Source organism: Streptomyces odontotermitis (genome assembly GCF_050510915.1).
Taxonomy (GTDB): Bacteria; Actinomycetota; Actinomycetes; order Streptomycetales; family Streptomycetaceae; genus Streptomyces.
In genome coordinates, this window is the sequence record NZ_JBNJLS010000005.1 from 160,770 (window position 1) to 182,662 (window position 21,893).

A 21,893-nucleotide genomic window follows, 5' to 3' on the forward strand; every position below is an offset into this window, starting at 1 on the left:
CGGGCGGATCCGGGGCCCTCAGGCCCAGAGGTCCGCACCCCAGCGCGTCAGGATCAGCATCGCGATGACGCCGATGTGCATGACCGGCAGTGCCCACGTGAAGTCGGCCAGGAAGCTCTTGGCCCAGCCCGGCGCGGGCAGGAAGCCGTTGCGGATGTTGAACGACGTGACGTACCAGAACATCAGGAGGGTGGCGACCCAGGCCAGGCAGCACCACAGGCAGAGCGCGTTGATGTGGTAGAGCGACTGGATCATCAGCCAGGTGCAGAAGCCGACTCCGAAGAGCGTGCCCGCGTTGAACGTCAGCCAGTACCAGCGCGGGAAGCGGGCCCGGGCGAGCAGGCTCATGCCGACGCCGATGACGACGGCGTACGTGACCAGGCCCAGCATCGGGTTCGGGAAGCCGAACGCCTCCGCCTGCTCGCTCTTCATGATGCTGCCGCAGGCCACGACGGGGTTGATGCTGCAGCCCGGCTGGAAGTTCGGGTCCTTCAGGAGCTCGAACTTGTCCAGGGTGATGACCCACGAGGCGAGCAGTCCGGCGGCGCCGGTGATCACAAGGAGGAAGGCGAACGCGCGGCTGCCGCCCACCGCCCGGGGAGCGTCCGTGCCCTCCGCCTCGGAAGAGACACCGTCCTTCGCTGACATCGTTTTGCTCATCACGCCGTTCCGTCGGTCGAGTTCGGTCGGGTTCCGGGAGGGGTCATTCTGCCGCACACGCCTGTGTGCCCACCCGGGTGCCGCCCCTTCCTTGAACATAACCAGACACGGACAGGGGTCCCGGAACGCACGATTCGGCGGGACGATCACGCGCATGAGCGAACACGGGGCGGAGCGCACGGAGAAACTGGCGATCGACGTACAGGGGCTGCGCAAGCGGTACGGGGAGGTGACCGCCGTCGACGGCATCGACCTCGCCGTCCGCCACGGCGAGGTCTTCGGCATCCTGGGCCCCAACGGCGCGGGCAAGAGCACCACCGTGGAGATCCTCCAGGGCCACCGCACCCGGGACGGCGGCGAGGTCTCGGTGCTCGGGGCGGACCCGGGCTCCGGCGACCGGGCCTGGCGCTCCCGGGTGGGCATCGTGTGGCAGGACGAGTCGGCGCCCGCCGAGCTCACCGTCCAGGAGACCGTGCGGCACTTCGCGCGCTACTACCCGAGCCCGCGCGACCCCGACGAGGTCATCGACCTGGTGGGCCTCGACACCAAGGCGGGCAGCCGCGTCAAGGCGCTCTCGGGCGGACAGCGGCGCCGGCTCGATGTGGCGCTCGGGGTGATCGGGGACCCGGAGCTGCTGCTGCTCGACGAACCGACGACGGGCTTCGACCCGGCGGCCAGGCGGCAGTTCTGGGAGCTGATCCGGCTGCTCGCGGACGAGGGCACGACCATCGTCCTGACCACGCACTACCTGGAAGAGGCCGAGGCGCTCGCGCACCGCCTCGCGGTGATCGCGGCGGGCCGCGTGCTGGCCGAGGGCACCCCCGAGGAGCTGCGCCACCGCTTCGGCTCCGAGGCGACCGTGGAGTGGCGCGAGCGGGACGGCACCCCGCGCCGCGAGCGCACTCCCACGCCGACCCGCACCGTGGTCGGCCTCAGCGACCGCTTCGGCGGCGAGATCCCCGGGCTCACGATCAGCCGCCCCACCCTTGAGGACGTCTACCTGCGCCTGACCGGCCAGCCGGAACGGGAGGACGGCCGATGACCACAGGAGCCACACCCACACCTGCCACCACACCCACACGCGCCACCGCGACGCGGCCGCCGCTGCCCGGCGCCTGGTCCCTCGGGCGCGGCCGGGGCGCCCTGGAGATCAAGCAGTACTTCCGCGAACGCGGCCAGGTCGTCTTCACCTTCGCGTTCCCGATCGTCTTCCTCTTCCTGTTCGCGTCGATCTTCAGCGACGACGTGGAGGGCGCCGGTGTCACGGCCTCGCAGCTCTACGTGGCCGCGCTGATCGCCGCGGGCATCATGTCGACCAGCTTCCAGTCCCTCGGCATCTCCATCGCCCTGGAGCGCGACCAGAAGGTGCTGCGGCGCCTTCGGGGCACGCCGATGCCGCCGACCGCGTACTTCCTGGGCAAGGTGTGGCTCGTCCTGGTGACGGGCGTCCTGGAGACCGCGATCCTGCTCGCCGTCGGCACCACCGTCTACGACGTGGACCTGCCGGGCAGCGCGAGCAAGTGGCTGACCTTCGGCTGGATCTTCGTCCTCGGCCTCACCGCGTGCACCCTGCTCGGCATCGCGATCAGCAGTGTCCCGAAGTCGGCGAGCAGTGCCAGCTCGGTGGTCGTCCTGCCCTTCCTGGTGCTGCAGTTCATCTCGGGGGTCTACATCCCCATCAACACGATCCCCGACTGGATGCTGAACATCGGCGCCCTCTTCCCCCTGAAGTGGATGTGCCAGGGCCTGCGCGGGGTGTTCCTGCCGGAGTCGGCCGCCGTCCTTGAACAGACGGGGAGTTGGGAGTACGGGCGCGTGGCGCTGGTCCTCGGCGCGTGGTGCGTGGGCGGGCTGGTGCTGTGCCTGCTGACGTTCCGGTGGAAGAACCGCGGAGAGTCCTGACCTCTGTACGACAAGGAGAGCGCACGTAGCAACACGCAACAAGGAGGGCCCTGTTTCGCGAAACAGGGCCCTCCTTGTGCACGGCTTGCGCCGGTTACGTGCGTCCTTACGCCAGCTTCGCCTTCAGCTCGGCCACGACGGCGTCGACCGCGACCGCCGACTGCTCGCCGGACTCCATGTCCTTGAGCTGTACGACGCCCTCGGCGAGGTCGCGCTCACCGGCGACGACCGTGTAGCGGGCGCCACTGCGGTTGGCGTTCTTCATCGCGCCCTTGAGCCCCTTCCCGCCGTACGAGAAGTCGGCCGCGATACCCGCCCGCCGCAGCTCCGTCACCGCGCGGAACAGCACCCGGCGCGCCTCGTCCCCGAGCGGGACCGCGAACACGCTGGTGGACGCGGGCAGTTCGAGCTCGATGCCCTCCGCCTCCAGGGCCAGCACCGTGCGGTCCACACCGAGGGCCCAGCCGACGGACGGCAGCGCGGGGCCGCCGAGCATCTCGGACAGGCCGTCGTAGCGGCCGCCGCCGCCGACCGCGGACTGCGAGCCGAGGCCGTCGTGCACGAACTCGAAGGTGGTGCGCGTGTAGTAGTCGAGCCCGCGCACCAGCTTCGGGTCGTCCTCGTAGGCGACGCCCTCGGCGGTCAGGATCTCGCGGACCTGCTCGTGGTACGCCTTGCACGCGTCACACAGGTAGTCGCGCAGGAGCGGGGCGCCGACCAGCTGCTTCTGGACGTCGTCACGCTTGTCGTCGAGGACCCGCAGCGGGTTGATGTCGATACGTCGACGCGTCTCCTCGTCCAGGTCGAGGCCGCGCAGGAAGTCCTGGAGGGCGGCGCGGTAGACGGGGCGGCACTCCTTGTCGCCGAGGGAGTTGAGCAGGATACGGAAGCCGCGCAGCCCGAGCGCCCGGTAGGACTGGTCCGCGAGGATGATCAACTCGGCGTCGAGAGCCGGGTCCTCGGCGCCGATCGCCTCGGCGCCGACCTGCGAGAAGTGGCGGTAGCGGCCCTTCTGCGGGCGCTCGTAGCGGTAGTAGGAGCCGGAGTACCAGAGCTTGACCGGGAGGTTGCCCGCCTTGTGCAGGTTGGCCTGGAGCGCCGCGCGCAGCACGGAGGCGGTGCCCTCGGGGCGCAGCGCGAGCTGGTCGCCGCCCTTGGTCTCGAAGGCGTACATCTCCTTGGTGACGATGTCGGTGGACTCGCCGACGCCGCGGGCGAACAGCTCCACGTTCTCGAAGCCGGGCGTCTCGATGTAGCCGTAGCCGGAGTTGCGCAGCGGGGCGGCGATGGCCTCGCGCACCGCGAGGTACTTCGCGGAGTCCGGCGGGAGCAGGTCGTAGGTGCCCTTGGGGGCGCTGAAGGTGCTCACTGGAGAAGTCTCGTCACATTCCTCGTCGAGGGGCGGACGTCTCGTCCGCGCCCAGGCCGGCCGCCACCTGCCGCAGATACGGGTTGGTGGCGCGCTCCTGGCCGATGGTGGTCTGGGGGCCGTGTCCCGACAGGACCACGGTCGAGTCGTCGAGCGGCAGGCACACGCGGCCCAGCGACTCGAGGATCTCGGGGTGCGATCCCCCGGGGAAGTCGGTGCGTCCGATGGAGCCGGCGAACAGCAGGTCGCCCGAGAAGAACACCGACGGGATGTCCGCGGCCTCGGGCAGCTGGAAGGTCACCGACCCCTTCGTATGGCCCGGCGCGTGCGCGACCGTGAAGTCGAGACCGGCGAGCTGCAGCTGCGCGCCGTCGGTCAGCTCCTTCAGGTCGTCGGGCTCCCCCACGGTCAGCTCGCCCATCAGCTGCGTGCCGAGGGAGCGGCCGAGGGCCTTCTCCGGGTCGGTCATCATGAACCGGTCGGCGGGGTGGATCCAGGCCGGTACGTCATGGGCACCGCACACCGGGACGACCGAGGCGACGTGGTCGATGTGGCCGTGGGTGAGGACGACCGCGACGGGCTTGAGCCGATGCTTCTTGAGTGCGTCCTCGACTCCCTGGGTGGCCTGGTGGCCCGGGTCGATGATCACGCACTCCTCACCGGCGGCGGGGGCGACCAAGTAGCAGTTGGTGCCCCAGGCCCCGGCGGGGAACCCGGCAATGAGCACGATCGTCCTTCATTCGTCGTCGGCGGGAGGCTGCCGCGCATCCCCGGTGTCTTCCGGCCGGAGATTGCTGCAGATCAGAGCCTACCGGCGCTGCCGATTCCACAGGTAACCCATATACGGTACGGGGCACCACGAGACGTGCGGCGGGACGTACGTACGCAGGCGAAGGGGAGAAGACCCGGTGGTCAGCCAAGACAAACGGCGCAAGCAGCTCGCCCGGGAGAAGCTCGTCCGGCAGCAGGAGCGGCGGGAGACCGCCCGGCGCCGCGCGCGCAGGCGCAACGCGGTGCTCGCGGGCGCCGTCGCCCTGGTCGTGGCGGCGGGCGCGGTCTCGTACGCGGCGGGAGCCTTCGACAGCGACGACAAGCCGAAGGACGAGGCGGGCAAGCCGACCGACCCCTGCGCGAAGGCAGCCCCGGGCCAGGTGAAGCCGATGAGCTTCAAGAAGGAGCCCGCCCTGACGGTCGACAAGAAGGCCGCCTACACGATGGACCTCGCCACGACGTGCGGGGACATCGGCCTGAAGCTCGACGCCGCCAAGGCCCCGCACACGGTGAACTCCTTCAACTTCCTGGTCGACAAGGGCTACCTCGACCACACGAAGTGCCACCGCCTCACCACCGGCGGCATCTACGTCCTGCAGTGCGGCGACCCGAAGGGGACCGGCGAGGGGACGCCCGGCTACTCGATCCCCGACGAGAACCTGAAGGACAAGAAGCTGAAGGGCGGGGTGTACCCGGCGGGCACGGTGGCGATGGCCAACCAGTACAGCGCCCAGACGAAGAAGGGCCGGAACACCGGAGGCAGCCAGTTCTTCCTGGTTTACCAGGACAGTAAGCTGCCGCCCGACTACACACCGTTCGGGACCATTTCCGAATCGGGCATGAAGGCGCTCAACAAGATCGCGGCGGCCGGGGAGAACTCCGGACGGGGCGACGGCGCCCCGAACGCGACCGTCGTCATCAACAAGGCCACCGTACGGAAATCCTGACCACCAGCAGGCCAAGTTCGGTCGCGCTGGATGCGGACAGCCGCCCCGCCGGTCGCCTATGTTGGCGGTGACGAAACTGTGGACGATGCCGGGGGCCGGGGGCCCTGCACAGGCATCATGTGGAGGAGGCGCTGTGAGCAGCGACCCGTGGGGCCGCGTCGACGAGACGGGGACCGTGTACGTGCGTACGGCCGACGGCGGCGAGCGAGTGGTCGGTTCGTGGCAGGCAGGATCTCCCGACGAGGCCCTGGCCTACTTCGAGCGCAAGTATGACGGTCTCGTCGTCGAGATCGGACTTCTCGAGCGCCGGGTGAAGACCACTGACCTGTCCGCCAAGGACGCCATGACCGCCATCGAGCACCTGCGCCAGCAGGTCGACGAGGCGCACGCGGTGGGCGACTTGGAGGCCCTCGGCAAGCGGCTCGACAAGCTCGTCGAGACCGTCGAGGCGCGCCGCGAGGAGCGCAAGGTCCAGAAGGCCAAGCAGTCGGACGAGGCGCGCCACGCCAAGGAGGCCCTGGTCGCCGAGGCCGAGGAGCTCGCGCAGAGCGAGCAGTGGCGGGCCGCGGGCGAGCGTCTGCGCGCCCTGGTGGACACCTGGAAGGGTCTGCCGCGCCTGGACCGCAAGTCGGACGACGAGCTGTGGCACCGCTTCTCGCACGCCCGCTCGGCGTTCTCCAAGCGCCGCAAGGCCCACTTCGCCTCGCTGGACGCCCAGCGCGAGGAGGCCCGCAAGGCCAAGGAGAAGCTGGTCTCGGAGGCCGAGGCGCTGTCGAACTCGACGGACTGGGGCCCGACGGCCGCCCGGTACCGCGAGCTGATGGCCGACTGGAAGGCCGCGGGCCGTGCCCAGCGCGAGCACGAGGACGACCTGTGGAACCGCTTCCGCGGCGCCCAGGACATCTTCTTCGCGGCGCGCAGCGCGGTCTTCGCGGAGCGCGACGCCGAGCAGGGCGAGAACCTGAAGCTCAAGGAGGAGCTGGCGGACGAGGCCGAGAAGCTCGTCCCGGTGACGGATCTGAAAGCGGCCCGTGCGGCCTTCCGCTCCATCAACGAACGCTGGGAGGCCATCGGCCACGTCCCGCGGGACGCGCGCCCGAAGGTCGAGGGCCGGATGCACGCCGTGGAGCGCGCGCTGCAGGACTCCGAGGAAGCGGAGTGGCGGCGCACCAACCCGGAGGCCCGCGCGCGTGCCGAGGGTCTCACCGGCCAGCTCCAGGCCGCGGTCGACAAGCTCGCGGGCCAGATCGAGCAGGCCCGTGCGCAGGGCAACAACGCGAAGGCCGACAAGCTCCAGAAGGAGCTCGACGGCCGTCAGGCGCTGCTCGACCAGGCCCTGAAGGGTCTGCAGGAGTTCGGCGGCTGAGAGGCGACTGAGAGGCGACTGAGCAGCCTCTTGTGCTGGTGACGGCCCGGACCGCAGCTGTGCGGTCCGGGCCGTTCCGCGTCTGCGCCTGCGTCCGGTGGCGCTACCGGGTGGCGGCGCTGTCCTGCTCGGCGATGTCCAGGGCGTGCTTGAGGACCTCGCACGCCTCGATGTGGTTGCCCGACTCCTGAAGCAGTTCGGCGAGGCGGCGGCAGACGAGCACGGCCTCGGGCCCGTACATCTTGTGGACGCGCTGGAAGGCGGTCTCCAGGATCTCGATGGCTTCCTTGTTCTGCCCGGTCTCGGCGAGCAGCTCGGACAACTCCAGCTGTACGGCGAGGAGTTCACCGGAGCCGTCGGCGGTCTGCTCCTCCAGGGCGAGGCGCAGCACCGGCAGGGCGTCCTTGATGGCGCCCTCGGCGCGCAGCAGCCGGGCGAGGTTGAGGCCGGTGGCGACCAGCGCGGCGCGCACGTCGGCCTGCAGGACGGGTCCGGCGGGGGCGCTCCGCGCGGAGCGGGCGCGGTTGCGGGCCAGGGGCAGGCGGCCGACGCCGTTCTCCTGCGAACGCTGAGGCTGGGGGCGGTTCTTGGCGCGCAGCCGCTCGTCGAGTACGCGGTAGAGGGTCTCCAGGTCGATGAGTTCCGGGCCGTCGGGGACACCCTCGCGCAGGATCCCGAGGAGCTCACCCGTGAAGGCGGTGTGCCGCTCCCCGTCCGGGGCGAGCGCGACCCGGTCGCGGGGCGAGGCCGTCAGGACGTACGCGCCGTCGACGGCGGCCTGTGCGGCCAGCACGTCGTCGCCGCCCAGGGCGCGCGCGGCCCGGCCGCTGAAGCAGCAGTCCAGGATGACGATCTTGCGGCGGGCCCCGGATGCGCGCAGACCCGCGCGCAGGTGCTGATAGGCGACGGCGGTGTAGCCCATGTTCTCGCGGGAGTCACCGAGGGCCAGATACAGGTCGGCGGACTCGGCGTCGCGCATGCCGTGCCCGGCGTAGTAGACGAGCAGGGTGTCCGTGGCCTCGGCGGCCGCCTGGTGCACGGGGTCGAGCATGGCGGGCGCGCTCGACGGGTCCGCGACGACCGTGCAGTGCTGCACCGGCAGGCCCCATACGGTGGCGTCGCACAGCTCGCCCGCCAGGTCCACCAGGTTCGTCTCGACGGCGGCGAGCTGGGGCAGGTGCCGGTAGGAGGCCGTGCCTATCAGGACGGCCCGGGACAGGCTCGGGTCAGGCAGCGCCGCCATCGGACTCCCCGTCCCCGGCCACACCGGCCGGCTGCTGGTCCAGGAGCTCCACGACGCGGCGCAGCGTCTCGGCGTCCCGGGCGCCTTCGGGGGTCACCTGCACCTGCAGCTCTCCCCGGCTGAGGACGAGCGCCGGTGCGCGGTGGCGGGCGAGCTGCCACTGGAGCACGGAGACGACGAGTGCGGCGGTGGACAGGCCGCTGCCGAGGGCGAGTTGGAGGATGTCGAAACCGCCCGCGCCCATGTGTCCGGGCACCGGAGCCGCGCGGTCGGCGAGGCGGCCGCGCACCGCACCGTCGAGCGTCTCGTCCTCGTGCAGCCAGCGCAGCAGGGACCGCAGGGCGTCCTCGGTGTCCGCGCCCCGGCCCGTCGGAGCCAACTCCACGAAGACGTCAGTCACTTGCCGCTCCTTTGCGCCGGTCGACGTACTTGTTCACCCGGGCCAGCAGGTCCAGTGCCTCGCGCCCGGCGTCCAGCCTGGCCAGGCATACAGCTTGCCAGTACTGGCTCGTCAGCGTGGTCGGATGGTCGGGACCGAGACGCGCGGCACAGACGGGCACGACGGCCGCCAACATCCGTGCCGCCGACTCGAGTTCGCCGCGCTGGACGAGGGTGACCGCCTCGCGCTGGCGGGACAGGGCGGTCTCGCGGGACATGCTGCCGAGCACCATGCGGCGGGTGTTGTCGCTGAGGGTGGGCGGCCCGGCGCCGGGGACGGCGACCGGGACGTGCACGGCGCCCGTCGCTGGCTCGTCGGTGCGCGGGGCGGGCACCGCCACCTCGTCCCACGCGTACTCGGGCCCCTTCTGCAGCCGTACGCCGCGCACTGTCCGTACGGCCTGGTCGCGCAGGAGCGTGGCGAGCCGCCCGATCACGACGTCCTGGCCGCCCGCGAACAGCGTCCCGAGCGCCTCCACCACCTCGGTCGCCGTGCGCGGCCGCTCCCCGGGGTCCTGGGCGCACAACCGGTCGACCAGTTCGGCCAGTTCGGCGGGTGGTCCGGAAGGGCGCCCCGCGAGGCGGGGGATGCCGGTCCCCAGGGCCCGCTCCACGACGGCCCCGACGTCGACGGCGGGGCCGAGCGGGCTCTCGCCCGTGAGCATGAAGTACATGCAGGCCCCGAGCCCGTACAGGTCGGCCGCCGTGCCCGCGCGTCCGCCCTTCATGGCCTCGGGCGCCATGAACTGCGGGGAGCCGAGCACCACCCCGGTCGCCGTGATCGCCCGCTCGCCGGCGAGGCGGGCGAGGCCGAAGTCGTGCAGCACGACACGGCCGTCACGGGTCAGGCTCACGTTCGACGGCTTGATGTCCCGGTGCATCACCCCGGCCTTGTGCGCGGCGGCGAGCGCCTCCGCCATGCTCAGGGCGATCCAGCACACGGCCCGGACCGGCAACTGGCCGGTGGAGCCGACGAGATGGGCGAGGTTGCGCCCGTCGAGGATCTGCATGACGAGATACGCGACCCCTCGGTGCAGGCCGCTGTCGTACAGCGTGACGACCCCGGGGTGCTCGATCCGCGCCATCGCGCGAGCCTCGCGCCGGAACCGGTCGAGCTCCTCGCCGCCCGGCTCCATTCCCCCTACGGCGGTCAGGAGCTTCACCGCGACCCGGCGCCCCAGCTGGGTGTCCTCGGCCTCGTAGACCTCGCCCATGCCGCCGCGGCCCAGGAGCCCCACCAACCGGTAGCGCCCGTCGACCAGTTCGCCCCGCGCCATGTCCTCCCCCGTGAACTCGCCCTGAAGTCAGGCTAGTTCACGAGGGGCCTCATGGGCGGCGCGCCGACGTCACCCGGTACACGTCGTAGACGCCCTCGACTCCCCTGACGGCCTTGAGCACATGGCCCAGGTGCTTCGGGTCGCCCATCTCGAAGGTGAAGCGGGACGTGGCGACGCGGTCGCGGGAGGTCTGGACGGCGGCGGACAGGATGTTCACGTGCTGGTCCGAGAGGATGCGCGTGACGTCCGACAGGAGCCGGGAGCGGTCGAGGGCCTCCACCTGGATGGCGACCAGGAAGACCGACGACTGCGTGGGCGCCCACTCGACCTCGAGGATCCGCTCGGGCTCGCGGGACAGCGAGTCGACGTTCACGCAGTCGCTGCGGTGAACCGATACGCCACTGCCGCGCGTGACGAAGCCGATGATGGGGTCGCCGGGCACGGGCGTGCAGCAGCGGGCCAGCTTGACCCAGACGTCCTCGACGCCCTTGACGACGACGCCCGGATCGGCGTTCGACCGGCGCTTGGAGCGGCCGCGCGAGGGCGGTGTGCTCTCGGCGATGTCCTCGTTGGCCGCCTCCTCGCCGCCGAGCGCCTGGACGAGCTTCTGCACGACGGACTGGGCGGTGACGTGGCCCTCGCCGATCGCCGCGTACAGGGACGAGATGTCGGGGTAGCGCATCTCGTGCGCGAGGGTCACGAGCGAGTCGCCGGTGAGGATGCGCTGGATCGGCAGGTTCTGCTTGCGCATGGCGCGCGCGATGGCGTCCTTGCCCTGCTCGATGGCCTCGTCCCGGCGCTCCTTGGAGAACCAGGCACGGATCTTGTTGCGCGCCCGCGGCGACTTGACGAAGCCGAGCCAGTCCCGGGACGGACCCGCACCGGCGGCCTTCGAGGTGAAGACCTCCACCAAGTCGCCGTTGTCCAGGGTCGATTCGAGCGGCACGAGCCGTCCGTTGACCCGCGCCCCTATGGTGCGGTGGCCGACCTCGGTGTGCACGGCGTACGAGAAGTCGACCGGGGTGGCGCCCGCCGGAAGCGCTATCACGTCGCCCTTCGGCGTGAAGACGAAGACCTCGTTGCGCGAGAGGTCGAAGCGGAGCGACTCGAGGAACTCGCTCGGGTCCTCGGTCTCCTTCTGCCAGTCGAGCAACTGGCGCAGCCACGCCATGTCGTTGAGGTGGTCGTCCTTGCCGCTGCCCTTCTTGGGCACGTCGGTGCGGACCTTGGAGGCGCCGGCGACGGCCTCCTGCTTGTACTTCCAGTGCGCGGCGATGCCGTACTCGGCGCGGCGGTGCATGTCGAACGTGCGGATCTGCAGCTCGACGGGCTTGCCGTTGGGGCCGATCACCGTCGTGTGCAGCGACTGGTACATGTTGAACTTGGGCATCGCGATGTAGTCCTTGAACCGGCCGGGAACCGGATTCCATCGCGCGTGCACGGTGCCGAGCGCCGCGTAACAGTCGCGGACCGTGTCGACAAGGACGCGAATACCCACCAGGTCGTAGATCTCGGCGAAGTCGCGGCCGCGCACGATCATCTTCTGGTAGACGCTGTAGTAGTGCTTCGGCCGCCCGGTGACGGTGGCCTTGATGCGGGCGGCGCGCAGGTCGGCCTGGACCTCGTCGGTCACTATGGCGAGGTACTCGTCCCGCTTGGGGGCGCGCTCGGCCACCAGACGCACGATCTCGTCGTACATCTTGGGGTAGAGGATCGCGAAGGCGAGGTCCTCCAGCTCCCACTTGATGGTGTTCATGCCCAGGCGGTGCGCCAGCGGAGCGTAGATCTCCAGCGTCTCGCGGGCCTTCTTCTCCTGCTTCTCGCGCTTCAGGTACCGCATGGTGCGCATGTTGTGCAGGCGGTCGGCGAGCTTGATGACCAGGACGCGGGGGTCCTTGGCCATGGCGACGACCATCTTGCGCACGGTCTCGGCCTGCGCGGCCTCGCCGAACTTGACCTTGTCCAGCTTGGTGACGCCGTCGACGAGCAGCGCGACCTGGTCGCCGAAGTCCCGGCGCAGGGTGTCCAGGCCGTACTCGGTGTCCTCGACGGTGTCGTGCAGGAGGCCCGCCATGAGCGTGGCCGGGTCCATGCCGAGCTCGGCGAGGATGGTCGTGACGGCGAGCGGGTGCGTGATGTACGGGTCGCCGCTCTTGCGCTTCTGGCCGCGGTGCCAGCGTTCGGCGACCTGGTAGGCGCGCTCGATCTGGCGGAGCGTGGACGTCTCGATCTTCGGATCGTTACTGCGCACTATCCGAAGGAGCGGCTCCAGGACCGGGTTGTACGGGTTGGAGCGCTGCACGCCGAGGCGGGCGAGGCGGGCCCGCACGCGGTTGGAGGAGCCGGAGCGCTCGGTCCTGCCCGCGCCCTGCCGGACGGCGGGCGGGGCCGGGGCCGGGCGGTTCTCGGGAGCGGCGGGCTTGGCGCGCGTCGGCTCCGTGGCAGACGTGCCGCCCCGCGCGCCGTCGCCCCGCGCCTGCTGCGCGGACGTCCCGCTCTGCGCGGACTTCCCGCTCTGCGCGCCCTCCGACCCGTTCGCAGGCGTGGCGGCGGGCGGAGCGGGCCGCTCGGCCCGCTCGGCGGCCTTGGCGGCGGTCAGTGGCTGGGACTCGTCTGGCAAGAGCGCTCCCTGTGCGCGATCGGGTCCCCCGGTCAGGTCCCGAAGAGCCCATGGTATCGATCCTGGGCCCGCGGCTCGCCCTCGGCCGGTGAGACGGCTCTGTACTGGAGGAACACCAGAGGCGGGCGCCGGATTCCTCCGGGCCCGCCTCCGGGTGCGTCTGAAGGGGCTCAGACCGTGAGCAGCGCCTCCAGAGGGGCGCCGTCCAGGGCTGGAACCAGTCGTTCGCGGCCGGGCAGGAAACCCAGCTCCATGAGCACCGCGACGCCCGCGACCTGGGCCCCGGCACGGCGGATGAGCTGGACCGACGCCTCGGCGGTGCCCCCGGTGGCCAGGACGTCGTCGATGACCATGACGCGGTCCTCGGAGCTCAGGTCCTCGGCGTGCACCTCGATCTCGGCGCTGCCGTACTCCAGGTCGTACGACTGGCTGAGCGTCGCTCCGGGGAGCTTGCCCGCCTTCCGTACGGGGATGAAGCCGAGCCCGGCGCGGACGGCGACCGGGGCGCCGAGGATGAAGCCCCGGGCCTCCAGCCCGACGACCTTCGTGGCGCCGTTGGCCACGCAGAGCTCGGCCAGCGCGCCGGTGAGCGCGGTGAAGGCCGCCGGGTCCGCCAGGAGCGGGGTGATGTCCTTGAACATCACGCCCGGCTCCGGGTAGTCCGGCACATCGCGGATGCGGCTGAGCAGGAGCTCCTTGACGTCGGTCATCGCCGCTTCCCCGAGGGGCGCCCACGGCCGCGGTTGCGCGACGCGGGCTGGTTGCGGGGGCCGACGACCGCGGGGGCGCCCTTGGACGGCTCGGCGTCCTCCGGCTCACCGGGCTCACCGGTCTCCTTCGGGCCCTCGGCGGACTCGCCCTTGGCGGCGGCCGCGGCGCGCTTGGCGAGCACGCGCTTCTTGAGGGCCTTCATCTGCGGCTCGGTCTCCTTGAGGTCGGCGACGAGCGGCGTGGCGATGAAGATCGAGGAGTACGCACCCGCGGCGAGGCCGACGAACAGCGACAGGGAGATGTCGTTCAGCATGCCGGCGCCGAGGACACCGCCACCGATGAACAGCAGGCCCGCGACCGGCAGGAGCGCGACCACCGTGGTGTTGATGGAGCGCACCAGCGTGCCGTTGATCGACCGGTTGGCGATCTCGCTGTACGTGAACTTGGTCTGCTTGGTGATGTCCTTCGACTGTTCCTTGAGACTGTCGAAGACCACGACCGTGTCGTAGAGCGAATAACCGAGAATGGTCAGCAGACCGATCACCGTGCCCGGTGTGACCTCGAAGCCCACCAGGGCGTAGACACCGACGGTGATCGTGATGTCGTGGATCAGGGCGATCAGGGCCGCGATGGCCATGCGCCACTCGAAGGCGATCGCCAGGTAGATCACGACAAGGACCATGAAGATGGCCAGGCCCTGCCATGCCTTGTTGGCGATCTGCTCACCCCAGCTGGGGCCCACGAGGTCGGCGTCGATCTTGCCCTTGATGTCCAGATCCTTGGCCAGGGCGTCCTTGATCTGGTCGGACTTCTTGATGTCCACGCCCGCGATCTGGATGCGGAGCTTGTCCCCGCCCAGCTTCTGGACGATCGCCTCGTGGCCGGACGCCTTCTCCGCGGACTCCTGTGCCTGGGAGACCGAGGCGGTCGTCTTCGGAGTGTTGAAGACGGCACCGCCCTCGAACTCGATGCCCATGTTCAGGCCGCGCACCGCGAGGCCGACGATCGCCGTGATGGTGATCAGGATCGAGACGCCGTACCAGATCTTGCGCTTGCCGATGAAGTCGTAGCCGACCTCACCGCGATACAGCTTGGCGCCGAGATTGCCGAGCTTCGACATCTCACGCCTCCTTCGTGTCGACGGGGGCGCTGACGCGGCGGGAGCGCCGCAGCGGGGGCTTGGCGCCGAGCCGCTTGGGGTCGAGTCCGGACCACTTGTGGCCGTTCGCGAAGAACTTCTTGCGGGCCATGATCGTCATCAGCGGCTTCGTGAAGAAGAAGACCACGACGACGTCGAGGAGCGTGGTCAGGCCGAGCGTGAACGCGAAGCCCTGGACCTTGCCGACCGTCACGATGAAGAGCACCGCGGCGGCGAGGAACGACACGAAGTCGGAGACCAGGATGGTGCGCCGCGCGCGGGGCCAGGCCCGCTCCACGGCGGGTCGCAGCGTGCGCCCCTCGCGGACCTCGTCACGGACGCGCTCGAAGAACACGATGAACGAGTCCGCCGTGATGCCGATGGCAACGATCGCACCACACACCGCAGGCAGGTTCAGCGCGAAGTGAATCGTCGGGCCGAGCAGCGTCATGATCGTGTACGTCAGCGCGGCGGAGACCCCGAGGCTCGCGATCGCGATGAGCGAGAGGCCGCGGTAGTAGACGACCAGGTAGAGGATGACGAGGGCGAGACCGATGGCGCCGGCGATCAGACCGGCGCGCAGCTGCTCGCCGCCGAGGGCCGGGCTGACCGTCTGGACGCTCGCTTCCTTGAAGGTCAGCGGAAGCGCGCCGTACGACAGCATGTTGGCCAGGTCCTTGGCGGACTCCTGGGTGAAGCTGCCGGAGATCTCCGCGTCGCTGTTGAGCCGCTGCGAGACGGACGGGGCCGAGACGACCTCGCGGTCCATGACGATCGCGAACTGGTTCTGCGGCGGCTGCTGCGAGGCGAGCTTGCCGGTGATGTCGGCGAACTGCTTCTGGCCCTTGTCCTTGAAGGACATGGTGACCATCCAGCCGCGCGACCCCGAGGTGTCGTAGACGGCGTCGGCCTTCTTGACTTCCTTGCCGTTGATCTCGGCGGGGCCGAGGATGAACTTCTCCCAGTTCTTGCCGGAGGAGTCCAGGCCGCAGGCCACGGTGGGGTCGGAGGGCTTGACGCCCTCACCGACGGCGGCGCGCGCCTTCGGGTCGGTGCAGTCCAGCTTGGTGAACTGCTCCTGGAGCTTCTTCGTGTCCGTCGACGGGGAGGGGGACGAGCCGTCCTTCTTCTTGTCCTCGCCCTTGTCCTTGGCCTTGTCCGAGGCGCTCGGCGTCGGGTCGGCCTTCAGGGCGTCCGTGACGGCGCGGCCCTGGGAGGTGGGGGTGGCGGACGGTGACGTCGCCTTGTCCTTGCCGGACTTGTCGGCGTCGTCCTTCTTGTCCTTGCCCTTGTCCTTGTCCTTGTCCGTGCCGGACGGGGTGGAGGAGGGCTCGGGGGTCGGCTTTCCGCCGGCCATCGTGAGCACCGGGCGGAAGTAGAGCTGAGCGGTCGTGCCGACCTGGTCGCGCGCCTGCTGCGAGTTCGTGCCCTTGGGGATGTTGACGATGATGTTCCGGTCGCCCTGGGTCTGAACCTCGGCCTCGGAGACACCCAGACCATTGACACGGCGGTTCATGATGTCGACCGCGGTGTTCATGTTGGTCGAGTTGATCGCGTTCTTCTGGCCCGGCTCGTTCTTCGCCTCGAGCGTGATGCTCGTACCGCCGGCGAGGTCGATGCCGAGGCGCGGCGTGGTGTGCCCGGAAAGGAACATCCCCCCGGTGAGCGCCACCAGTGCGATCAGGATGAAGACCAGCGAGCGGCCCGGCCTCCCCTGGGCGCCCTGCCTTCGGCCCTTCTTCGGTGCTGCCACCTTCTCGTTCTCCCTGTCCAACCACCCGGCATCCGGTGGCTTCCCTCACTGCGCGGGGGAAGCCCTGGGCGGGCGGCCATGAATGGTGTCGAGATTCGGCGCGAAAACACGGCTCGGGGGCCGCGGCGCGCGAGCGGGCGCTGCCACGGACCCCGGTCGTGACTACTTCGCGTCGGACTCGCCGTCGGTCTTCTTCGGCTCCGCGTCGTCGGCCTTGTCGGCGGCGTCCGCGTCCTTCTTGCCGAGGTCGATGGGCGAGTCGTCGGTGGTGGCGGCGGGCTCGTCGGTCTCGGTCAGGGAGGAGGCGTCGTCGGGGACGACGGGCGTGTCCGTCTTCAGGTCGTCCGCGCCGTGAACGATGCGGTTGTACTCGTCGTCGTCCAGCACGGCGCCGATGGCGTTCTTCGCGTACACGGCGTGGACGCCCGGGGCCACCTCAAGGAGGACCGAGTCGTCGTGGACCTCCTTGACGACGGCGTACATGCCCCCGATCGTGCGGATGCCGGTGCCGGGCTGCATCTCGTTACGCATCGTTGCGGCCGCCTGCTGCTTCTTCTTGGCGGACCGGGTCATCAGGAACATGGCCCCGATGAGCACGATGAACGGGAGGAGGGTCACGATATTCACGGGACGGAGTTTCCTTCGCACGACCGCGCGGATAAGCGGCCTGATGGATGGGGGTGGGCACGCCGCCCGCAAAGGCGGCATCGGCGGAGTCTAAGCGAGTCCGCGCCTAACGAACAACGCTCAGCATGGCACCGCAGTTCCTGCCCCGGCGAGTGTCCGCGCCGTCGCGTTGCGCTCGCGCCGTCCGTACGCCCCCGATCCCCCCGGACCGCGCCGCCGTCACGTCCCGAACAGGTCCTGTTGTCCGCTTCCGCCCCCCTGCTGGGGCGGGGTGAGGCCGAGGTGGGCCCAGGCCGCGGGCGTGCCGACCCGGCCCCGCGGGGTGCGCGCCAGGAGACCTTCGCGGACCAGGAAGGGCTCGGCCACCTCCTCCACCGTCTCGCGCTCCTCCCCCACCGCGACCGCGAGCGTCGACAGGCCCACCGGTCCCCCGCCGAACAGCTTGAGCAGGGCCTCCAGGACGGCGCGGTCGAGGCGGTCGAGGCCGCGGCCGTCCACCTCGTAGACGCTCAGGGCGGCGCCCGCGATGTCGCGGTTGATGGCGCCGTCGGCCTTGACCTGGGCGTAGTCCCGTACACGGCGCAGGAGACGGTTGGCGATGCGGGGCGTGCCCCGGGACCGGCCCGCGATCTCGGCGGCGCCGGCCGGGTCGATCTCCACGTCGAGCAGGTGGGCGGAGCGGTGGATGACGCGCTCCAGCTCGGCCGGCTCGTAGAACTCCATGTGCGCGGTGAAGCCGAAGCGGTCGCGCAGCGGAGGCGGGAGCAGTCCCGCGCGCGTGGTGGCGCCGACGAGGGTGAACGGCGGGAGTTCGAGCGGGATGGCGGTGGCGCCGGGGCCCTTGCCGACGATGACGTCGACGCGGAAGTCCTCCATCGCCATGTAGAGCATCTCCTCGGCGGGCCGGGACATCCGGTGGATCTCGTCGAGGAAGAGGACCTCGCCCTCCTGGAGGGAGGAGAGGATCGCGGCGAGGTCACCCGCGTGCTGGATGGCGGGGCCGCTGGTGATGCGGATGGGGGCGCCCATCTCGGCGGCGATGATCATCGAGAGGGTGGTCTTGCCGAGGCCGGGGGCGCCGGAGAGCAGGACGTGGTCGGCGGTGGCGCCGCGCGCGCGGGCGGCGCGCAGCACCAGGTCGAGCTGCTCGCGGACCTTCTCCTGGCCGATGAACTCGCCCAGGTCCTTGGGGCGCAGGGCGGCCTCCACGGCCTGGTCCTCGCCGTCGGCGGACGCACCGACCAGCCGCTCGGCCGCCCCGGCAGCTTCGTCGGTCGTGTCGTCCCAGTTCATGCGGTGTGCCTCGCGATGCGGTTCAGGGGGTGGCCGGCGGGTGCGGAGATGCGGAGTGACTAGCGGGTGCGGTTCAGGGTCTGGAGCGCCGCCTTCAGGAGCGGGCCCACCTGCGGCGAGTCCATGGCCTCGGCCTGCGGGGCGACGGCGGTGACCGCCTCGTCCGCCTCGCGGGTGGCGTAGCCGAGGCCGATGAGCGCGGCGTGCAGCTGGTCGCGCCAGCCGGAGGTGACCGCCGTGCCGATCGCGGGGCCGCCGGTGCCGAGGGGCTCGCCGAGGCGGTCCTTGTACTCCAGGAGCAGCTTCTGGGCGCCCTTCTTGCCGATGCCGGGCACGGCCGTGAGCGCCTTCTCGTCGCCGGTGGCGACCGCGCGGCGCAGGGCGTCGGGGCTGTGCACGGCGAGCATGGCCTGGGCCAGGCGCGGGCCGACGCCGCTGGCGGTCTGCAGGAGCTCGAAGGTCTGCCGCTCGTCGTCGTCCGCGAAGCCGTACAGCGTCAGGGAGTCCTCCCGCACGACGAGGGAGGTGGCGAGCTTGGCCTGCTGGCCGAGGCGCAGGCCGGAGATGGTGTTCGGCGTGCACTGGACGGCCATGCCGATGCCGCCGACCTCGACCACCGCTGAGTCCGGGGCGAGGGCGGCGACGGGGCCGCTGACGAAGGCGATCATGCGGTACGGCCTTTCAGTGCTTTGGATGCGTGAGCTGCGTGCAGCGCTGCTGCCTGCTGGAGTCTGTTCTGCGCGGGGGCGCGCCAGATGTGGCAGATGGCGAGGGCAAGCGCGTCGGCGGCGTCGGCCGGCTTGGGCGGTGCGTCGAGCCGGAGCAGCCGCGTCACCATGGCGCCCACCTGTGCCTTGTCGGCGCGGCCGCTGCCGGTCACGGCGGCCTTGACCTCGCTGGGGGTGTGCAGGGCGACGGGGATGCCGCGGCGGGAGGCACACAGCATGGCGACGGCGCTGGCCTGGGCCGTGCCCATCACCGTACGGACGTTGTGCTGGCTGAACACCCGCTCCACGGCGAGGACTTCGGGCCGGTGCTCGTCGAGCCACTGCTCGATGCCCTGCTCGATCGCGACGAGGCGGTGGCCCAACTCGGCGTCCGCGGGCGTCCGTACGACACCGACGCCGCGCATGGTCAAGGGCCGTCCCGCAACCCCCTCGACCACCCCGACACCGCACCGGGTAAGCCCCGGGTCCACGCCCAGTACGCGCACGCCTCGCCCCCAACTCTCCTCGCCTGTTCGTGCAGGCTATCGGGTGCCACCGACAAAACGACGGGCCGACGGGTGTGTCCCGTCGGCCCGTCGATGCTGCCGGGTCAGGCGTCGACCTTCTCCATGACCTCGTCCGAGACGTCGAAGTTGGCGAAGACGTTCTGCACGTCGTCGCTGTCCTCCAGCGCGTCGATCAGCTTGAAGATCTTGCGGGCGCCCTCCTCGTCCAGCTCGACCTGCATGGTCGGGACGAAGTTGGCGTCGGCCGAGTCGTAGTCGATGCCGGCGTCCTGGAGGGCGGTGCGGACCGCGACCAGGTCGGTGGCCTCGGAGAGGACCTCGAAGGACTCGCCCAGGTCGTTGACCTCTTCGGCGCCCGCGTCCAGGACCGCGCCCAGGACGTCGTCCTCGGACAGCTCGCCCTTGGGGACGATCACGACGCCCTTGCGGTTGAAGAGGTAGGACACGGAGCCCGGGTCGGCCATGGAGCCGCCGTTGCGGGTCATGGCGACGCGCACGTCGGAGGCGGCGCGGTTGCGGTTGTCGGTGAGGCACTCGATGAGCACCGCGACACCGTTCGGGCCGTAGCCCTCGTACATGATCGTCTCGTAGTCGGCGCCACCCGCCTCGAGGCCGGCGCCGCGCTTGACCGCGGAGTCGATGTTCTTGTTCGGCACCGAGCTCTTCTTGGCCTTCTGGATGGCGTCGAAGAGGGTCGGGTTGCCGGACACATCGGCGCCACCGGTGCGGGCCGCGACCTCGATGTTCTTGATCATCTTCGCGAAGAGCTTGCCGCGCTTGGCGTCGATCACGGCCTTCTTGTGCTTCGTCGTAGCCCATTTAGAGTGGCCGGACATCTGCCTGTCTCCTTCGCGTAAGCATCTCCGTACGAACTCCCCCAGGGCCTGAAGGGCCTGGGAGGTACCCCCGGAGATCCTACAAGGGTCCGGGGGCCGCCTTGCCCCGCACCATCTCCACGAACAGCGCGTGCACCCGGTGGTCACCGGTCAGCTCCGGGTGGAACGAGGTGGCGAGGGCGTTGCCCTGGCGTACGGCGACGATGTGACCCTCGTGCTCGGCGAGCACCTCCACCGTGGCGCCCACGGACTCCACCCAGGGGGCGCGGATGAAGACGCCCTCTACAGGGTCGCCCTCGACGCCTCGTACGTCGACCGCCGCTTCGAAGGACTCGTTCTGCCGCCCGAAGGCGTTGCGGCGCACGATCATGTCGATGCCGCCGACGGTCTCCTGGCCCGAGCGCGGGTCGAGGATCTTCTCGGCGAGCATGATCATGCCCGCACAGGTGCCGTACACCGGCAGACCGTCCCGCACGCGCGCGCGGAGGGGCTCCAACAGGCCGAAGAGCTCGGCCAGTTTGAAGATGGTGGTGGACTCGCCGCCCGGGATGACCAGGCCGTCCACCTCGGCGAGCTCTTCGGGGCGCCGCACCGGCCTGGCCACGGCGTCGGCCGCGGCCAGGGCGATGAGGTGCTCCCGTACGTCGCCCTGGAGGGCAAGGACGCCGACTACGGGGGTGTCAGTCATCTTCGGAGTGCCTTACCAGCCGCGGTTCGCGTAGCGCTCGGCCTCGGGCAGGGTGTCGCAGTTGATGCCGACCATGGCCTCGCCGAGGTTGCGGGACGCGTCCGCGATGATCTTGGGGTCGTCGTAGAAGGTGGTGGCCTTCACGATGGCTGCGGCGCGCTTGGCCGGGTCGCCCGACTTGAAGATGCCGGAGCCGACGAAGACGCCCTCGGCGCCGAGCTGGCGCATCAGGGCGGCGTCGGCCGGGGTGGCGACGCCGCCGGCGGAGAAGAGGACCACCGGCAGCTTGCCCAGCTCGGAGACCTCCTTGACCAGCTCGTACGGGGCGCGCAGCTCCTTGGCGGCGGCGTAGAGCTCGTTGTTGTCGAAGCCGCGCAGCTTGGCGATCTCGTTCTTGATCTGGCGCAGGTGGCGGACGGCCTCGACGACGTTGCCGGTGCCGGCCTCGCCCTTGGAGCGGATCATGGCCGCGCCCTCGGCGATGCGGCGCAGGGCCTCACCGAGGTTGGTGGCGCCGCACACGAAGGGGGTCGTGAAGGCGAACTTGTCCGAGTGGTTGACCTCGTCGGCCGGGGTGAGGACCTCGGACTCGTCGATGTAGTCCACGCCGAGCGACTGCAGGACCTGGGCCTCGACGAAGTGGCCGATGCGGGACTTGGCCATCACCGGGATGGAGACGGCGCCGATGATGCCCTCGATCATGTCCGGGTCGGACATGCGTGCCACGCCGCCGTCCTTGCGGATGTCGGCGGGGACCCGCTCCAGGGCCATGACCGCGACGGCGCCCGCGTCCTCGGCGATCTTCGCCTGCTCCGGGGTGACGACATCCATGATCACGCCGCCCTTGAGCTGCTCGGCCATGCCGCGCTTCACGCGCGCGGTGCCGGTCTCGGGAGTCTGGGGGTTGCTGGAGAGCGTGCTGGACACGGGTTGACCTCATTCGCCGAAGAAGGTTTCTGCAGCCCCGAGGAAACTCCCACCAACCAGGCCACAACAAGGGCCAATGGATAACCGGTGGCT

At 70.4% G+C, this 21,893-nt stretch carries 21 protein-coding genes; 4 read left to right on the plus strand and 17 right to left on the minus strand.

The features are described from left to right. Positions 1-18 precede the first annotated feature (18 nt). Positions 19-660 carry a vitamin K epoxide reductase family protein gene (locus ACQB60_RS16645; RefSeq protein ID WP_496926769.1) on the minus strand — a complete coding sequence of 214 codons (642 nt, stop codon included), beginning with the start codon at positions 658-660 and terminating at the stop codon, positions 19-21. Positions 661-814: 154 nt separating this feature from the next. Here ACQB60_RS16645 and ACQB60_RS16650 point away from each other — a divergent pair, with 154 nt between their 5' ends. Continuing rightward, a complete protein-coding gene (locus tag ACQB60_RS16650; RefSeq protein ID WP_496926770.1) occupies positions 815-1,702 on the plus strand; it encodes an ABC transporter ATP-binding protein in 888 nt (295 codons plus the stop codon). Then, complete coding sequence (locus ACQB60_RS16655) at positions 1,699-2,562, plus strand: ABC transporter permease (RefSeq protein ID WP_496926771.1); 864 nt, start codon at positions 1,699-1,701, stop codon at positions 2,560-2,562. The genes ACQB60_RS16650 and ACQB60_RS16655 overlap by 4 nt, the downstream gene beginning before the upstream one ends. Positions 2,563-2,668: 106 nt before the next feature. Here ACQB60_RS16655 and hisS read toward each other — a convergent pair whose 3' ends face one another. After that, positions 2,669-3,931 (minus strand): histidine--tRNA ligase, encoded by a 1,263-nt coding sequence (hisS, locus tag ACQB60_RS16660; protein WP_496926772.1) that lies wholly within the window; start codon positions 3,929-3,931, stop codon positions 2,669-2,671. A 13-nt stretch (positions 3,932-3,944) separates the two neighbouring features. Further along, the gene (locus ACQB60_RS16665; protein WP_496926773.1) at positions 3,945-4,658 is read right to left on the minus strand and encodes an MBL fold metallo-hydrolase; all 714 of its coding nucleotides are present in this window, start codon (positions 4,656-4,658) and stop codon (positions 3,945-3,947) included. A gap of 181 nt (positions 4,659-4,839) precedes the next feature. Between ACQB60_RS16665 and ACQB60_RS16670 the strand changes: the two genes are divergently transcribed. Next, complete coding sequence (locus ACQB60_RS16670; RefSeq protein ID WP_496926774.1) at positions 4,840-5,649, plus strand: peptidylprolyl isomerase; 810 nt, start codon at positions 4,840-4,842, stop codon at positions 5,647-5,649. Positions 5,650-5,782: 133 nt separating this feature from the next. Next, positions 5,783-7,015: a DUF349 domain-containing protein gene (locus ACQB60_RS16675; protein WP_496926775.1), complete on the plus strand. Its 1,233-nt coding sequence runs from the start codon at positions 5,783-5,785 to the stop codon at positions 7,013-7,015. Between the two features lie 103 nt (positions 7,016-7,118). Here ACQB60_RS16675 and ACQB60_RS16680 read toward each other — a convergent pair whose 3' ends face one another. From ACQB60_RS16680 to pdxS, 14 genes are all read right to left on the minus strand, one after another. Next, positions 7,119-8,258, minus strand: a complete 1,140-nt coding sequence (locus ACQB60_RS16680; protein WP_496926776.1) for a caspase family protein — start codon at positions 8,256-8,258, stop codon at positions 7,119-7,121. Further along, positions 8,242-8,658, minus strand: coding sequence for an effector-associated constant component EACC1 (locus ACQB60_RS16685; RefSeq protein WP_496926777.1), 417 nt, complete (start codon positions 8,656-8,658; stop codon positions 8,242-8,244). Before ACQB60_RS16685 ends, ACQB60_RS16680 begins: the two co-directional genes overlap by 17 nt. Continuing rightward, on the minus strand, positions 8,651-9,973 hold the full coding sequence (locus ACQB60_RS16690; RefSeq protein ID WP_496926778.1) for a serine/threonine-protein kinase: 1,323 nt from the start codon (positions 9,971-9,973) through the stop codon (positions 8,651-8,653). Before ACQB60_RS16690 ends, ACQB60_RS16685 begins: the two co-directional genes overlap by 8 nt. A gap of 49 nt (positions 9,974-10,022) precedes the next feature. Beyond that, the gene (locus ACQB60_RS16695; RefSeq protein WP_496926779.1) at positions 10,023-12,593 is read right to left on the minus strand and encodes a RelA/SpoT family protein; all 2,571 of its coding nucleotides are present in this window, start codon (positions 12,591-12,593) and stop codon (positions 10,023-10,025) included. A 170-nt stretch (positions 12,594-12,763) separates the two neighbouring features. Then, the gene (locus ACQB60_RS16700; RefSeq protein ID WP_496926780.1) at positions 12,764-13,303 is read right to left on the minus strand and encodes an adenine phosphoribosyltransferase; all 540 of its coding nucleotides are present in this window, start codon (positions 13,301-13,303) and stop codon (positions 12,764-12,766) included. Beyond that, positions 13,300-14,424, minus strand: a complete 1,125-nt coding sequence (gene secF, locus ACQB60_RS16705) for a protein translocase subunit SecF (protein WP_496926781.1) — start codon at positions 14,422-14,424, stop codon at positions 13,300-13,302. Before secF ends, ACQB60_RS16700 begins: the two co-directional genes overlap by 4 nt. A 1-nt stretch (position 14,425) precedes the next feature. Further along, on the minus strand, positions 14,426-16,195 hold the full coding sequence (secD, locus tag ACQB60_RS16710) for a protein translocase subunit SecD (protein WP_496926782.1): 1,770 nt from the start codon (positions 16,193-16,195) through the stop codon (positions 14,426-14,428). Between the two features lie 162 nt (positions 16,196-16,357). After that, on the minus strand, positions 16,358-16,822 hold the full coding sequence (gene yajC / locus ACQB60_RS16715) for a preprotein translocase subunit YajC (protein WP_384843366.1): 465 nt from the start codon (positions 16,820-16,822) through the stop codon (positions 16,358-16,360). Between the two features lie 219 nt (positions 16,823-17,041). Next, a complete protein-coding gene (ruvB, locus tag ACQB60_RS16720; protein WP_496926783.1) occupies positions 17,042-18,115 on the minus strand; it encodes a Holliday junction branch migration DNA helicase RuvB in 1,074 nt (357 codons plus the stop codon). Between the two features lie 59 nt (positions 18,116-18,174). Further along, complete coding sequence (ruvA, locus tag ACQB60_RS16725) at positions 18,175-18,783, minus strand: Holliday junction branch migration protein RuvA (protein ID WP_496926784.1); 609 nt, start codon at positions 18,781-18,783, stop codon at positions 18,175-18,177. Beyond that, positions 18,780-19,328 carry a crossover junction endodeoxyribonuclease RuvC gene (gene ruvC / locus ACQB60_RS16730; protein ID WP_496926785.1) on the minus strand — a complete coding sequence of 183 codons (549 nt, stop codon included), beginning with the start codon at positions 19,326-19,328 and terminating at the stop codon, positions 18,780-18,782. The genes ruvA and ruvC overlap by 4 nt, the downstream gene beginning before the upstream one ends. A gap of 104 nt (positions 19,329-19,432) precedes the next feature. Next, entirely contained in the window at positions 19,433-20,185 is a 753-nt protein-coding gene (locus ACQB60_RS16735; RefSeq protein ID WP_135333390.1) for a YebC/PmpR family DNA-binding transcriptional regulator, read from the minus strand. A gap of 79 nt (positions 20,186-20,264) precedes the next feature. Further along, positions 20,265-20,873 carry a pyridoxal 5'-phosphate synthase glutaminase subunit PdxT gene (gene pdxT, locus ACQB60_RS16740; protein WP_496926786.1) on the minus strand — a complete coding sequence of 203 codons (609 nt, stop codon included), beginning with the start codon at positions 20,871-20,873 and terminating at the stop codon, positions 20,265-20,267. Positions 20,874-20,885: 12 nt separating this feature from the next. Beyond that, the gene (pdxS, locus tag ACQB60_RS16745; protein ID WP_496926787.1) at positions 20,886-21,800 is read right to left on the minus strand and encodes a pyridoxal 5'-phosphate synthase lyase subunit PdxS; all 915 of its coding nucleotides are present in this window, start codon (positions 21,798-21,800) and stop codon (positions 20,886-20,888) included. Positions 21,801-21,893 lie beyond the last annotated feature (93 nt).